Genomic DNA, 13529 nt, shown 5'->3' on the forward strand with positions numbered 1-13529 from the left:
GACCCCATGCCGAACTCAGAAGTGAAACGCCGTAGCGCCGATGGTAGTGTGGGGTCTCCCCATGTGAGAGTAGGGAACTGCCAGGCATCAAATTACGCAGTAAGCTGATGTAAAAATCAGTCGTTGTAGAAAAATTCGGTGGAGCGGTAGTTCAGTCGGTTAGAATACCTGCCTGTCACGCAGGGGGTCGCGGGTTCGAGTCCCGTCCGTTCCGCCACTTATTCAAAGTTAAGCCTGCTAAGTTAATTAGTGGGCTTAATAGTAAGAGATTTAGGGGCGTAGCTCAGTTGGTAGAGCACCGGTCTCCAAAACCGGGTGTCGCGAGTTCGAGTCTCTCCGCCCCTGCCATATATAATCCTTTGCTCAGGCAAAGGATTTTTTTTGCCTGTTATTTCCCACTCCGACAATCTCCCAATATCCTCCGTCCATGGAGGCGTCGGCTTATTCCAGTATGCCGGTTTTCAGTATCTCGCGGATCTGCACCTGCTTATCGCTATTTTGTAGCCAGATGGCATACAGAGGGCGGGAAAGCGTTGTGCTATCCGTCACCGTATGCAGACCGCTTTTCTCCTTCGCCCAGCGCGTGGGTAGCCATGTGCAGCCATTGAGCGCAGCGAGTTGCTGATAAGCCAGCTCGGCAGAACTGGTAGTAAGCAGGGGGATATCATCACTGCCAATGAGTCCGACTTCATTTTGCTGAAAATCCGGCCCCCATTCCAGGCGCAGATAATTCAGCTCATTTTTGTTTTTGAACGGCGATGCGCAGTAGAGCGCTAGCGTAAAATTACCGAGTAACTGACTGCTTAGCTCGTCCATCTTCGGCGATTCGGTAGTGATCAGCAGATCCAGCTGCCGTTCATGTAATTGTTTAACCAGGGACTGCCGCTGGGCGATCCTCGCTTCAAACTGCAGGTTATAGGGCTCTTTGTAGAGCTTCCCTAGCCATCCGTTAAGCATGCATTCCCACAAAGATGCGCTGCCGCCAATCGAAAATTCATTATGCCGGGAAGCGTTCGCAACCTCTTTTCGTGCTGCCTGCCAGGTGTTCATCAGGGTTTCGGCATAAGGAAGAAGTTTATCGCCGGCTGACGTCAGGCGGATGTTATTGCGATGGCGGGTAAAAAGGTTCACGCCCAGCTGGTTTTCCAGCTGACGAATACGAAAGCTGACCGCTGACTGCGTCAGATAAAGCGCCTCTGCTGCTCGTCCAAAGTGGCGAGTTCTGCTCACTTCAAGGAAAGTTTTGAGCAATTCCGTATCCACACTCTTCTCCGCAAAATTATTTGTCGTAATGATTTAAATCTTTTGTTTTACACTCTGTCAAGCGTAACTAATACTCCGCGCCATAAATAGCTCGGCCAAAGAATCAGGAGCGTGTAGGATGGCGGAAAGCTTTATGACGACTAATCGTTTTTTCGATAATAAACATTATCCGCGCGGGTTCTCCCGTCATGGTGATTTCACCATCAAAGAGGCACAACTGCTTGAACAGCATGGTTATGCCCTGAACGAACTGGAACTGGGTAAACGCGAACCTGTCACTGAAGATGAAAAACAGTTCGTTGCGGTATGCCGTGGTGAACGTGAGCCAGTCACGGAAGTAGAACGCGTCTGGATTAAGTATATGGCGCGCATTAAGCGTCCAAAGCGTTTCCATACGCTGTCCGGCGGTAAACCGCAGGTCGAAGGCGCTGAAGACTACACAGAAAGCGACGATTAAGAAAAAAGGGCGAAAGCCCTTTTTTTATGTCATCAGTTTTTGCAGATGGTTCAGCATCCTGTCTATCGCCCGATAGCCCAGAGCCTCCTGCAGATGACAGCGCTCGATATGCGCTTCATGTCCAATATCCGCGATTGTGCGGGCAACTTTAAGCAGACGCTGCCAGGCGCGAATAGAGAGCCCCAGCTGCGATAGCGCCTGTTCCAGCCAGATTGCGTCCTCTTTGTGCAGAGGACACCAGAGTTTCACTTCACTATTATCCAGTTCAGCATTGAGTTTATTCTGCCGGGCCAGCTGTCTTTCACGAGCGGTGAGAACCCGCTGGCGTACGCTGGCGCTATCCTCCTCGCCCTGGCTCCTCTGACTGAGGACCCCTGGCGGCGGTAGCGGGATTTCCAGTGAAAGGTCGAAGCGATCGAGGAACGGGCCAGACAGGCGCCCCAGATAACGTAAGGTTTGCGCGGGAGAGGCGCGATTGTGCTGTCCCTGATAGTGTCCGCTAGGGCTAGGGTTCATTGCGGCAATGAGCTGGAAACGCGCCGGATAGTCAATTTTCGCGCGGGTTCGTGAGATATGTATTTTTCCTGACTCAATGGGCTCGCGCAGCGCATCCAGCACTCTGCGCTCGAATTCCGGTAGCTCATCCAGGAACAGTACCCCGTTATGGGCCAGCGAGATCTCCCCAGGTATCGGGATGGAGCCGCCGCCAACCATGGCCGTGAGCGATGCGCTGTGGTGTGGACTGCGGAACGGCCGGCGGCGCCACTGTTTTGTTGCATGATGGGTATTGAGCAGGCTAAGAATGGCCGCGCTTTCGAGCGCCTCCTGGTTGCTTAATGGCGGCAGAAGACCCGGTAGCCGGCTGGCAAGCATGGTCTTGCCCGTTCCGGGGGGGCCAATTAACAGTAGGTTATGCCCGCCTGCGGCGACGATTTCCAGCGCCCGTTTTCCCTGCTGCTGGCCGATAACGTCAGACAGGTCAGGGAGGGTTTCTGGGGGAAATTCGCTCTCCGGTGGGGGGAGATTTAGCATGTGTTGTCCCTCCAGAAAAGCACAGACTTCCTGCAGATGCCCGGCAATCAAACAATCGCTGCCGCCAATTAACCCGACTTCAGCGGCGTTATCCTCGGCGACGATAATTTTCCGCCCGGCTTTTAGTGCCTCCATCGCGCTGGAGATGGCGCCAGGAACGCCGCGTAGCGCGCCTGTAAGCGCGAGTTCGCCGATAAACTCATATTGATTTAGCCTGGCCGCATTGAGCTGCTCCGACGCCACCAGAAGCGCGAGAGCAATAGGTAAATCATATCGCCCTCCCTCTTTTGGCAGATCGGCAGGGGCCAGATTGATGGTGACCTTTTTGGCCGGGAAAGTATAACCGCTGTTAATTATCGCACTGCGTACCCGGTCGCGCGCCTCTTTCACCGTGGTTTCAGGAAGCCCCACCATCGTCAGCCCGGGTAGCCCGTTGCTGATATGAATCTCGATAGTAATAAGAGGGGCACTGATACCGAAAGCGGCCCGAGTGTAAACAATCGCGAGTGACATAATGCCTCCTGGAATAGGGGCATTATGTCGGGACGATGGCGCTTCGTAATCTGTGAGAAATCTGTTGTACGTTGCCTGTTCCAGATAATTAGCGGCATATCGATACATTTCATTGATTATGGATCCTGCCTCGCGGACCGGTATTACGACGATGGCGCGGGTCGTGACAGGCCATAGAAAAGAGCAATAAATTGAATTTTTTTCACTTTGTATTTTTCGTATTAAAAACAATTGTTTTGCTGAAAATTGTTAGCGTGATCAGCAAATGAGGTATAAAAAAATCTTGTGTTTATTGGGAAGTCTGTGGTACCTCTTTAGGTATTCCTTCGAACATGAAGCCAGAAAGTACAGAAAATGACAGCCCTTCTACGAGTGATTAGCCTGGTCGTGATTAGCGTGGTGGTGATTATTATCCCACCGTGCGGGGCTGCACTTGGACGAGGAAAGGCTTAGAAATCAAGCCTTAACGAACTAAGACCCCCGCACCGAAAGGTCCGGGGGTTTTTTTATAACTTAAAAATGAGAAGCGAGGAGCAGAGAATGACTAATAGCATAAAATTCTGTTTCTCCCGATCTATGACGGGGAAGTAACTATGAACGGGGCGCAGTGGGTAGTACATGCTTTGCGAGCACAGGGGGTCGACACAGTTTTTGGCTATCCGGGTGGCGCAATTATGCCGGTTTACGATGCGTTGTATGACGGCGGCGTGGAACACCTGTTGTGCCGACACGAGCAAGGCGCGGCGATGGCGGCCATCGGTTATGCTCGCGCCACCGGTAAAACCGGCGTGTGCATCGCCACTTCCGGGCCCGGTGCGACTAACCTGATCACCGGCCTGGCGGACGCGTTGCTGGACTCTATCCCCGTGGTGGCCATCACCGGTCAGGTCGCGTCGCCGTTTATCGGCACCGATGCTTTCCAGGAGGTGGACGTTCTCGGTTTGTCTCTGGCTTGCACCAAACACAGTTTCCTGGTGCAGTCGCTGGAGGAGCTGCCGCGCGTTATCGCGGAGGCTTTCCAGGTCGCGAACTCAGGTCGCCCAGGCCCGGTGCTGGTCGATATTCCAAAAGATATTCAGCTGGCGCAGGGCGAACTCGATCCCTATTTTTCTACGGTTGATGATGATGTGGTCTTCCCTCAGGCTGAGGTTGAGCAAGCTCTGCAGATGCTGGCCGTGGCGCAAAAACCGATGCTGTACGTGGGCGGCGGCGTCGGGATGGCGCAGGCGGTTCCCGCCTTGCGCGAATTTATTGCGGTGACGCAAATGCCGGCAACCTGCACGCTGAAAGGCCTGGGCGCCGTCGAGGCTGCCTATCCGTACTACCTGGGTATGTTGGGCATGCACGGTACCAAAGCGGCCAATCTGGCGGTACAGGAGTGCGATCTGTTGATCGCGGTCGGCGCGCGCTTCGACGACCGCGTCACCGGCAAACTGAACACCTTTGCCCCGCATGCCAAAGTTATTCATCTGGATATCGACCCGGCGGAGTTGAACAAGCTGCGTCAGGCGCATGTCGCCCTGACGGGCGATCTGAATACGCTGTTGCCAGCATTGCAGCAGCCGCTGGCTATCGATGCCTGGCGTCAGCGCAATCAGGAGCTGCGCGCCGAGCACGCATGGCGTTATGACCATCCAGGCGAAGGGATTTACGCGCCGCTGCTGCTCAAGCAGCTGTCCGACCGTAAACCGGCCGATAGCGTCGTCACTACCGACGTAGGTCAGCATCAGATGTGGTCAGCGCAGCATATGACCTACACGCGCCCGGAGAATTTTATTACCTCCAGCGGCTTAGGCACCATGGGCTTTGGCCTGCCGGCAGCGGTTGGGGCGCAGATTGCACGCCCTAACGATACGGTTATCTGCGTTTCCGGCGATGGTTCCTTCATGATGAACGTACAGGAGCTGGGTACCGTGAAGCGTAAGCAGCTGCCGTTGAAGATTCTGCTGCTGGACAACCAGCGTTTAGGGATGGTTCGTCAGTGGCAGCAGCTGTTTTTTGAAGAACGCTATAGCGAAACTACCCTCACCGATAACCCCGATTTTGTCACGCTGGCCAGCGCTTTTGGCATTCCTGGTCAGCACATCACCCGTAAAGACCAGGTTGAAGCGGCTCTCGACACCATGCTTTCGAGCCAGGGGCCATACCTGCTTCATGTCTCAATCGATGAGCTTGAGAATGTCTGGCCGTTGGTACCGCCTGGTGCCAGTAACTCAGAAATGCTGGAGAAATTATCATGATGCAACATCAGGTCGCTTTGCAGGCTCGCTTCAACCCGGAAACTTTAGAACGCGTGCTGCGCGTGGTACGCCATCGTGGCTTTCAGATTTGCGCCATGAACATGGAAACCGCGGCAGATGCCAGCAACATAAATATCGAATTGACCGTTGCCAGTCAGCGGCCCGTCGAATTACTGTTTAGTCAATTAAGTAAGCTGGTCGACGTCGCCTGCGTCGAGATCCAGCAACCAACATCACAACAAATCCGCGCCTGAGCGCAAGGGAAGAAAAATGACGACGAAAAAAGCTGATTACATTTGGTTCAATGGCGAGATGGTTCCGTGGGGAGAAGCAAAGGTTCACGTGATGTCTCACGCGCTCCATTACGGTACTTCCGTGTTTGAAGGCATCCGTTGCTACGACTCGCACAAAGGACCTGTGGTGTTCCGCCATCGCGAACATATGCAGCGTCTGCATGACTCAGCCAAAATCTACCGTTTCCCGGTCTCTCAAAGCGTTGATGAACTGATGGAAGCCTGCCGCGAGGTGATTCGTAAAAACGGCCTGACCAGCGCCTACATTCGTCCGCTGGTCTTCGTGGGAGACGTGGGTATGGGCGTTAACCCGCCTGAGGGATACAGCACTGACGTGATCATCGCGGCGTTCCCATGGGGAGCTTATCTGGGCGCAGAAGCGCTGGATCAGGGGATCGATGCAATGGTTTCTTCCTGGAACCGTGTCGCGCCAAACACTATTCCGACCGCCGCGAAAGCCGGTGGTAACTACCTGTCCTCTTTGCTGGTTGGCAGCGAAGCGCGCCGCCACGGCTACCAGGAAGGGATCGCGCTGGACGTAAATGGCTATATCTCTGAAGGCGCGGGTGAGAACCTGTTTGAAGTGAAAGATGGCGTGCTGTTTACTCCGCCGTTTACCTCTTCCGCGCTGCCGGGCATTACCCGTGACGCAATCATTAAACTGGCGAAAGATCTGGATATCGAAGTCCGTGAGCAGGTGCTGTCCCGTGAATCGCTGTACCTGGCGGATGAAGTCTTCATGTCGGGTACCGCGGCAGAAATCACCCCGGTGCGCAGCGTTGACGGCATTCAGGTCGGCGCAGGTCGCTGCGGCCCGGTCACCAAGCGTATTCAGCAAGCATTCTTTGGCCTCTTCACCGGTGAAACCGAGGATAAATGGGGCTGGTTGGATCAAGTTAATCAATAAGTATAAAAAGATGGGGCGGCACGCAGCGCCCCATTTAACAGAGACTGGGAGTAACTAAAGCATGCCTAAGTACCGTTCCGCCACCACCACTCATGGCCGCAATATGGCGGGTGCCCGCGCGCTGTGGCGCGCAACCGGGATGACCGATGCTGATTTCGGCAAGCCGATTATCGCCGTCGTGAACTCCTTCACCCAATTTGTACCGGGCCACGTCCACCTGCGCGATCTTGGTAAGCTGGTTGCTGAGCAGATTGAAGCCTCTGGCGGCGTTGCCAAAGAATTCAACACTATCGCCGTGGATGATGGGATTGCCATGGGTCACGGGGGTATGCTTTATTCACTGCCATCCCGCGAACTGATCGCTGACTCGGTGGAGTATATGGTTAACGCGCACTGCGCCGATGCCATGGTCTGCATTTCCAACTGCGATAAAATCACCCCCGGGATGCTGATGGCCTCCCTGCGCCTGAATATTCCGGTAATCTTCGTTTCCGGCGGCCCGATGGAAGCCGGGAAAACCAAGCTTTCTGACAAAATCATCAAGCTCGATCTCGTTGATGCCATGATTCAGGGGGCGGATCCGAAAGTCTCCGACCAGCAGAGTGAGCAGGTGGAACGTTCCGCCTGTCCGACCTGCGGCTCCTGTTCAGGGATGTTCACGGCCAACTCGATGAACTGTCTGACCGAAGCGCTGGGTCTGTCGCAGCCGGGTAACGGTTCCCTGTTGGCGACTCACGCTGACCGTAAACAGCTGTTCCTTAACGCGGGTAAACGGATTGTTGAGCTGACCAAACGTTATTACGAGCAGGATGATGCCTCCGCGCTGCCGCGCAGCATCGCCAGCAAGGCTGCCTTTGAAAACGCCATGACGCTGGATATCGCCATGGGCGGCTCCACGAATACCGTACTGCACCTGCTGGCGGCGGCGCAGGAAGCGGAAATCGACTTCACCATGAGCGATATTGATAAGCTGTCCCGCAAAGTGCCGCAGCTGTGCAAAGTGGCGCCGAGCACGCAGAAATATCATATGGAAGATGTTCACCGTGCGGGCGGCGTGTTGGGGATCCTTGGTGAGCTGGATCGCGCCGGTCTGCTGAACCGCGAGGTGAAAAATATCCTCGGCCTGACCCTGCCGCAAACGCTCGATCGCTACGATGTGATGCTGACCGAGGATGACGCGGTGAAAGAGATGTTCCGCGCCGGGCCGGCAGGTATCCGTACCACGCAGGCGTTTTCGCAGGACTGTCGTTGGGATACCCTGGATGATGACCGTGCTGAAGGCTGTATCCGTTCGCTGGAACATGCTTATAGCAAAGACGGTGGCCTGGCAGTTCTGTACGGTAACTTTGCTGAAAATGGCTGTATCGTTAAGACCGCAGGCGTAGATGACAGCATTCTGAAATTCACCGGCCCGGCAAAAGTGTACGAGAGCCAGGACGAAGCCGTTGAGGCTATCCTCGGCGGTAAGGTCGTCGCCGGCGACGTGGTGGTGATTCGTTACGAAGGGCCGAAGGGCGGTCCGGGGATGCAGGAAATGCTCTACCCGACAACCTTCCTGAAGTCTATGGGGCTGGGTAAAGCCTGTGCGCTGATCACCGACGGACGTTTCTCCGGCGGTACCTCGGGCCTGTCAATTGGTCACGTTTCTCCGGAAGCGGCGAGCGGCGGCAATATTGCAATCATTGAAGACGGCGACATGATTGCTATCGATATCCCTAACCGCGGCATTCAGCTGCAGCTGAGCGATGCCGAGATTGCCGCCCGTCGCGAAGCGCAGGAGGCCCGCGGCAATCAGGCGTGGACGCCGAAAGCGCGTGAACGTCAGGTTTCCTTCGCACTCCGCGCTTATGCCAGCCTGGCAACCAGCGCCGATAAAGGCGCGGTACGCGATAAATCGAAACTTGGGGGTTAATGATGGCCGAATCACAACCCCTGTCTGCCGCCCCTGAGGGGGCGGAATATCTCAGGGCGGTGCTGCGCGCGCCGGTCTATGAAGCAGCGCAGATTACGCCGCTGCAAAAAATGGAAAAGCTTTCATCGCGTCTTGATAATGTGATTCTGGTGAAGCGGGAAGACCGTCAACCCGTTCATAGTTTCAAGCTGCGCGGGGCTTACGCGATGATGGCGGGGCTGACGGAAGAACAAAAAGCGCAGGGTGTGATTACCGCCTCTGCGGGTAACCATGCGCAGGGCGTCGCCTTCTCTGCGTCACGTCTTGGCCTGAAGGCGCTGATCGTAATGCCGGTGGCCACGGCGGATATCAAAGTGGATGCCGTACGTAATTTTGGCGGTGAAGTGCTGCTGTATGGCGCCAATTTCGATGAAGCCAAAGCGAAAGCCATTGAGCTGGCGCAGCAGCAAAATTTCACCTGGGTGCCGCCATTTGACCATCCGATGGTCATTGCCGGCCAGGGGACGCTGGCGCTGGAGCTGTTGCAGCAGGATGCCCACCTCGATCGCGTGTTTGTCCCGGTCGGCGGCGGCGGTCTGGCGGCGGGCGTGGCGGTGCTGATCAAGCAGCTGATGCCGCAGATCAAAGTGATCGCCGTGGAGGCGGAGGATTCCGCCTGCCTGAAAGCCGCGCTGGATGCCGGGCACCCGGTGGATCTGCCGCGCGTCGGTTTGTTTGCCGAAGGCGTGGCGGTGAAGCGTATCGGCGATGAGACCTTCCGCGTGTGTCAGGAGTATCTTGACGATATCATCACCGTCGATAGCGATGCGATTTGTGCGGCGATGAAGGACCTGTTCGAAGACGTGCGGGCCGTAGCGGAGCCGTCCGGCGCGCTGGCGCTGGCAGGGATGAAGAAATATATCGCTCAGCATGATATTCGCGGCGAACGGCTGGCGCATGTCCTGTCCGGCGCCAACGTCAACTTCCACGGTCTGCGCTACGTTTCCGAACGCTGCGAGCTGGGGGAACAGCGTGAAGCGTTGCTGGCGGTGACCATTCCGGAGGAGAAGGGGAGCTTTCTGAAGTTCTGCCAGCTGCTGGGCGGCCGTTCAGTGACCGAGTTCAACTACCGTTTTGCTGACGCTAAAGATGCCTGTATTTTTGTCGGCGTTCGTCTGAGCCGCGGCCTGGAAGAGCGCAAGGAAATCCTGCAGTTGCTCAATGATGGCGGCTATAGCGTGGTGGATCTTTCCGATGACGAAATGGCGAAGCTGCATGTGCGCTACATGGTTGGCGGGCGTCCGTCGAAGCCGCTGCAGGAGCGTTTGTACAGCTTCGAATTCCCCGAATCGCCGGGCGCACTGTTGAAGTTTCTGCATACCTTAGGCACGCACTGGAATATCTCGTTGTTCCACTATCGCAGCCACGGCACCGACTATGGCCGCGTGCTGGCCGCCTTTGAACTGGGCGAGAACGAGCCGGACTTCGAAACCCGGCTCAACGAGCTGGGCTACGATTGCCACAACGAAACCAATAACCCGGCATTTCGCTTCTTTCTTGCCGGTTAGTGGTTTGGCAAAATCGACCAGAAAGCATCAATAAGCGGCTCATACAGCCGCTTTTTTTGTGCGCAAACGCCCAGTTCGAAGGGGGTTTTCTCATCGCTACGCTCCAGAATCATCACGCGATTGCGCACCGGCTCCGGGCTGTTTTCCAGCACCACCTCCGGCAGCAGCGCCACGCCGCAGCCAAGCGCCACCATCGATACCATCGCCTCATGGCCGCCGACGGTGGCATAAATCGAGGGGTTGCTGATTTTGTGACGGCGGAACCACAGTTCGATACGGCGACGCACCGGCCCCTGGTCGGCCATGATAAACGGCACGGTCGACCAGTCGGGTTTCTCCTGGGAGACCTGGGTGCGTACCGGACAGGCTAACGCCGGGGCGATCAGCACAACGGCCAGATTTTCCAGCATTGAGAAGGCCACCGATCCCGGCAGCGTTTCCGGCTTACCGGCAATCGCGAGGTCGGCCTCGCCGGTCACCACTTTCTCCATCGCATCGGCGGCATCGCCGGTAGAGAGCTTGATCTCCACCGAAGGGTGGGCGGCGCGAAAGCGGTCGAGAATCGGCGGCAGGTGGCTGTAGGCTGCGGTCACCGAACAGAAGATATGTAACTCGCCGGAAAGCGACGGACCCTGCTGATCGATGGCGTGACGTAGCTGCTGATACTGCAGCAGCGTCTGCTGGGCGAAGAGGCGCAGTTCTTCACCGGCTTCAGTCAAGGTTACGGTGCGATTATCCCGGACAAACAGCGGCTGGCCAAGGTCCTCTTCCAGGCGTTGGATCTGGCGCGAAAGGGTGGAAGGACTGACATGCATCGCCCGCGCGCTGCGGCCAAAATGGCGGCTTTCCGCCAGATGCAGGAAGGTTTTCAGATCGCGTAAATCCACAGGCCGCACTCCACGATTTTATATTGCAGTTATTGCAACATGACGTTGTGAATATATCAATTTCCGCAATGAATTTCCTGTCATATAGTAAGTTCATTCTCGCAAAAGCGAACCGAACAATATGCTCGTCGTGTTTCAGGTTGCGGATGCGCTGGCTGCGTCAGCTTGCCCCGGTCACTTACTTGAGTAAGCGCCAGGGATTCGCAGCCCTGCCGCCCTCCTGCCACTCGAAATCCATCGAGTCACAACGCACAACATCACGGAGTATCACCATGGCTAACTACTTTAATACACTGAATCTGCGCCAGCAGCTGGCACAGCTGGGTAAATGTCGCTTTATGGCGCGCGACGAATTCGCCGATGGCGCCAGCTACCTTCAGGGTAAAAAAGTGGTCATCGTCGGCTGCGGCGCCCAGGGTCTGAACCAGGGGCTGAACATGCGTGACTCCGGCCTGGACATCTCCTATGCGCTGCGTAAAGAAGCCATTGCTGAAAAGCGTGCTTCCTGGCGTAAAGCGACCGAAAACGGTTTTAAAGTAGGGACTTACGAAGAGCTGGTTCCGCAGGCGGATCTGGTGGTTAACCTGACTCCGGACAAACAGCACTCAGACGTTGTGCGTTCCGTACAGCCGCTGATGAAAGACGGCGCGGCGCTGGGCTACTCCCACGGCTTCAACATTGTTGAAGTCGGCGAGCAGATCCGTAAAGACATCACCGTGGTGATGGTGGCGCCGAAGTGCCCGGGTACCGAAGTGCGTGAAGAATACAAACGTGGTTTTGGCGTCCCGACGCTGATCGCGGTTCACCCGGAAAACGACCCGAAAGGTGAAGGCATGGCCATCGCTAAAGCCTGGGCTGCGGCTACCGGCGGTCACCGTGCGGGCGTGCTGGAATCCTCCTTCGTGGCGGAAGTGAAATCTGACCTGATGGGCGAGCAAACCATTCTGTGCGGCATGCTGCAGGCGGGTTCTCTGCTGTGCTTCGATAAGCTGGTGGCGGAAGGTACCGATCCGGCATATGCAGAAAAACTGATTCAGTTCGGCTGGGAAACCATCACCGAAGCGCTGAAGCAGGGCGGTATTACGCTGATGATGGATCGCCTGTCCAACCCGGCGAAACTGCGTGCCTACGCGCTGTCCGAGCAGCTGAAAGAGATCATGGCCCCGCTGTTCCAGAAGCATATGGATGACATCATCTCCGGCGAATTCTCTTCCGGCATGATGGCTGACTGGGCGAACGATGATAAGAAACTGCTGACCTGGCGTGAAGAGACCGGCGCCACCGCGTTCGAAACCGCTCCGCAGTTTGAAGGTAAAATCGGCGAGCAGGAGTACTTCGATAAAGGCGTGCTGATGATTGCGATGGTGAAGGCGGGCGTTGAGCTGGCATTCGAAACCATGGTGGCTTCCGGGATCATCGAAGAATCCGCTTACTACGAATCACTGCATGAGCTGCCGCTGATTGCGAACACCATCGCGCGTAAGCGTCTGTATGAAATGAACGTGGTTATCTCTGATACCGCCGAGTACGGTAACTACCTGTTCTCTTACGCTTGCGTACCGCTGCTGAAAGAGTTCATGACTACGCTGCAGACCGGCGACCTGGGCACTGCGATTGCGGAAGGCGCGGTTGATAACGCCCAGCTGCGCGACGTGAACGATGCGATTCGCAGCCACGCTATCGAAGCGGTTGGCCAGAAGCTGCGCGGCTATATGACCGATATGAAACGTATCGCTGTAGCAGGTTAATTCCCGTCTTCTTGCGGCCCGCAGGCCGCATCGACCAGGAAATCCGTCAGGCCCGGTAAGCATAAGCGCTACCGGGCCTGTTTATTTACGCCTTAACGCAATAACCGAATCCGATACCTCTCCCTGCTCGCCCTCCGGCCCGCGCATCATGCGCGAAACATCGTCGCAGAAAATAATCTCCCAGCCTTCAGGCAGCGGCCCAAGCGATGCGACGGCGTCTTTTGCCGACTGGAAGGGACGATCGGCATGCTCTGACCATGACGGCGGTTTGGCATGCGAGGTAATCAGCAGCATGCCTCCTGGCGCAACGTGGGCAAATGCGGCGCGGAAGATGTTATGCCGATCGAAGGTTAGCGGCGATTCCAGAAAAGAGGCCACAATCAGATCGAACTCGCCTGCAGGAAAACCGGCGGTGAGATCGTATCGGGTGAAGGTAATACGATCGCTGACCGCAGATCGTTCGGCGTTGCCGGCGGCGTATTCCAGCGCCCGCGAGGATAAATCCACGGCGGTGACCTGCCAGCCCTTTTTCGCCAGCCAGACGCTATCGTCCCCGCGCCCGCAGCCTAGCTCCAGCGCTTTGCCTGGCGCTAATTCTTCGGTAAAGCGCACCAGAATTTTGCCTGGGATGCCGCTGGAGAGAGGAGACATTGCATCGTAATGCGATTCCCAAAATTGTTCCGGCGTCTGTTCCTGATTGTGCATAGTCACCTCATCGTTAACGGAAAAT

12 protein-coding genes, 2 tRNA genes and 1 rRNA gene are annotated in these 13529 nt (G+C 56.1%); 11 read left to right on the forward strand and 4 right to left on the reverse strand.

Features of this window, described 5'->3' with window-relative positions:
• From rrf to EDF73_RS26040, 3 genes are all read left to right on the forward strand, one after another.
• Positions 1-86 (forward strand): 5S ribosomal RNA (rrf, locus tag EDF73_RS26030); the annotation flags it as partial.
• 54 nt (positions 87-140) lie between these two features.
• A tRNA-Asp gene (locus tag EDF73_RS26035) sits at positions 141-217 on the forward strand.
• Positions 218-272: 55 nt separating this feature from the next.
• Positions 273-348: transfer RNA gene (locus EDF73_RS26040), tRNA-Trp, on the forward strand.
• Positions 349-441: 93 nt separating this feature from the next.
• On the opposite strand, the gene hdfR is transcribed toward EDF73_RS26040, so the two are convergent.
• Positions 442-1263 carry an HTH-type transcriptional regulator HdfR gene (gene hdfR, locus EDF73_RS26045; RefSeq protein WP_132731838.1) on the reverse strand — a complete coding sequence of 274 codons (822 nt, stop codon included), beginning with the start codon at positions 1261-1263 and terminating at the stop codon, positions 442-444.
• Between the two features lie 118 nt (positions 1264-1381).
• Here hdfR and EDF73_RS26050 point away from each other — a divergent pair, with 118 nt between their 5' ends.
• Positions 1382-1720 carry a DUF413 domain-containing protein gene (locus EDF73_RS26050; protein WP_132731839.1) on the forward strand — a complete coding sequence of 113 codons (339 nt, stop codon included), beginning with the start codon at positions 1382-1384 and terminating at the stop codon, positions 1718-1720.
• A 24-nt stretch (positions 1721-1744) separates the two neighbouring features.
• Here EDF73_RS26050 and EDF73_RS26055 read toward each other — a convergent pair whose 3' ends face one another.
• Entirely contained in the window at positions 1745-3265 is a 1521-nt protein-coding gene (locus EDF73_RS26055; protein ID WP_132731840.1) for a YifB family Mg chelatase-like AAA ATPase, read from the reverse strand.
• 354 nt (positions 3266-3619) lie between these two features.
• On the opposite strand from EDF73_RS26055, the gene ilvL reads away from it, so the two are divergent.
• The 6 genes from ilvL to ilvA all read left to right on the forward strand — a co-directional run bounded on the left by ilvL (position 3620) and on the right by ilvA (position 10164).
• Positions 3620-3718: an ilv operon leader peptide gene (ilvL, locus tag EDF73_RS26060; protein WP_001311244.1), complete on the forward strand. Its 99-nt coding sequence runs from the start codon at positions 3620-3622 to the stop codon at positions 3716-3718.
• Positions 3719-3858: 140 nt separating this feature from the next.
• A complete protein-coding gene (ilvG, locus tag EDF73_RS26065) occupies positions 3859-5505 on the forward strand; it encodes an acetolactate synthase 2 catalytic subunit (protein WP_132731841.1) in 1647 nt (548 codons plus the stop codon).
• On the forward strand, positions 5502-5759 hold the full coding sequence (gene ilvM / locus EDF73_RS26070; RefSeq protein ID WP_132731842.1) for an acetolactate synthase 2 small subunit: 258 nt from the start codon (positions 5502-5504) through the stop codon (positions 5757-5759). The genes ilvG and ilvM overlap by 4 nt, the downstream gene beginning before the upstream one ends.
• A 16-nt stretch (positions 5760-5775) precedes the next feature.
• The gene (locus EDF73_RS26075) at positions 5776-6705 is read left to right on the forward strand and encodes a branched-chain amino acid transaminase (RefSeq protein WP_132731843.1); all 930 of its coding nucleotides are present in this window, start codon (positions 5776-5778) and stop codon (positions 6703-6705) included.
• A 61-nt stretch (positions 6706-6766) separates the two neighbouring features.
• Positions 6767-8617 carry a dihydroxy-acid dehydratase gene (ilvD, locus tag EDF73_RS26080; RefSeq protein ID WP_132731844.1) on the forward strand — a complete coding sequence of 617 codons (1851 nt, stop codon included), beginning with the start codon at positions 6767-6769 and terminating at the stop codon, positions 8615-8617.
• A 2-nt stretch (positions 8618-8619) separates the two neighbouring features.
• Positions 8620-10164, forward strand: coding sequence for a threonine ammonia-lyase, biosynthetic (gene ilvA / locus EDF73_RS26085; RefSeq protein WP_132731906.1), 1545 nt, complete (start codon positions 8620-8622; stop codon positions 10162-10164).
• Here ilvA and ilvY read toward each other — a convergent pair.
• A complete protein-coding gene (ilvY, locus tag EDF73_RS26090; protein WP_132731845.1) occupies positions 10161-11051 on the reverse strand; it encodes an HTH-type transcriptional activator IlvY in 891 nt (296 codons plus the stop codon). The two genes, ilvA and ilvY, sit on opposite strands and share 4 nt — an antisense overlap.
• Positions 11052-11323: 272 nt before the next feature.
• On the opposite strand from ilvY, the gene ilvC reads away from it, so the two are divergent.
• A complete protein-coding gene (gene ilvC / locus EDF73_RS26100) occupies positions 11324-12799 on the forward strand; it encodes a ketol-acid reductoisomerase (RefSeq protein WP_132731846.1) in 1476 nt (491 codons plus the stop codon).
• A gap of 81 nt (positions 12800-12880) precedes the next feature.
• Here ilvC and EDF73_RS26105 read toward each other — a convergent pair whose 3' ends face one another.
• Entirely contained in the window at positions 12881-13504 is a 624-nt protein-coding gene (locus EDF73_RS26105; protein WP_207896698.1) for a class I SAM-dependent methyltransferase, read from the reverse strand.
• Between the last annotated feature and the right edge of the window lie 25 nt (positions 13505-13529).

Source organism: Klebsiella sp. BIGb0138, from assembly GCF_004342285.1.
Classification (GTDB): domain Bacteria; phylum Pseudomonadota; class Gammaproteobacteria; order Enterobacterales; family Enterobacteriaceae; genus Klebsiella.

Coding starts and splice junctions, on each gene's coding strand:
- EDF73_RS26050 (WP_132731839.1), top strand. CDS start 1,382: ATGGCGGAAAGCTTTATGACGACTAATCGTTTTTTCGATAATAAACAT.
- EDF73_RS26055 (WP_132731840.1), bottom strand. CDS start 3,265: ATGTCACTCGCGATTGTTTACACTCGGGCCGCTTTCGGTATCAGTGCC.
- ilvL (WP_001311244.1), top strand. CDS start 3,620: ATGACAGCCCTTCTACGAGTGATTAGCCTGGTCGTGATTAGCGTGGTG.
- ilvG (WP_132731841.1), top strand. CDS start 3,859: ATGAACGGGGCGCAGTGGGTAGTACATGCTTTGCGAGCACAGGGGGTC.
- ilvM (WP_132731842.1), top strand. CDS start 5,502: ATGATGCAACATCAGGTCGCTTTGCAGGCTCGCTTCAACCCGGAAACT.
- EDF73_RS26075 (WP_132731843.1), top strand. CDS start 5,776: ATGACGACGAAAAAAGCTGATTACATTTGGTTCAATGGCGAGATGGTT.
- ilvD (WP_132731844.1), top strand. CDS start 6,767: ATGCCTAAGTACCGTTCCGCCACCACCACTCATGGCCGCAATATGGCG.
- ilvA (WP_132731906.1), top strand. CDS start 8,620: ATGGCCGAATCACAACCCCTGTCTGCCGCCCCTGAGGGGGCGGAATAT.
- ilvC (WP_132731846.1), top strand. CDS start 11,324: ATGGCTAACTACTTTAATACACTGAATCTGCGCCAGCAGCTGGCACAG.
- EDF73_RS26105 (WP_207896698.1), bottom strand. CDS start 13,504: ATGCACAATCAGGAACAGACGCCGGAACAATTTTGGGAATCGCATTAC.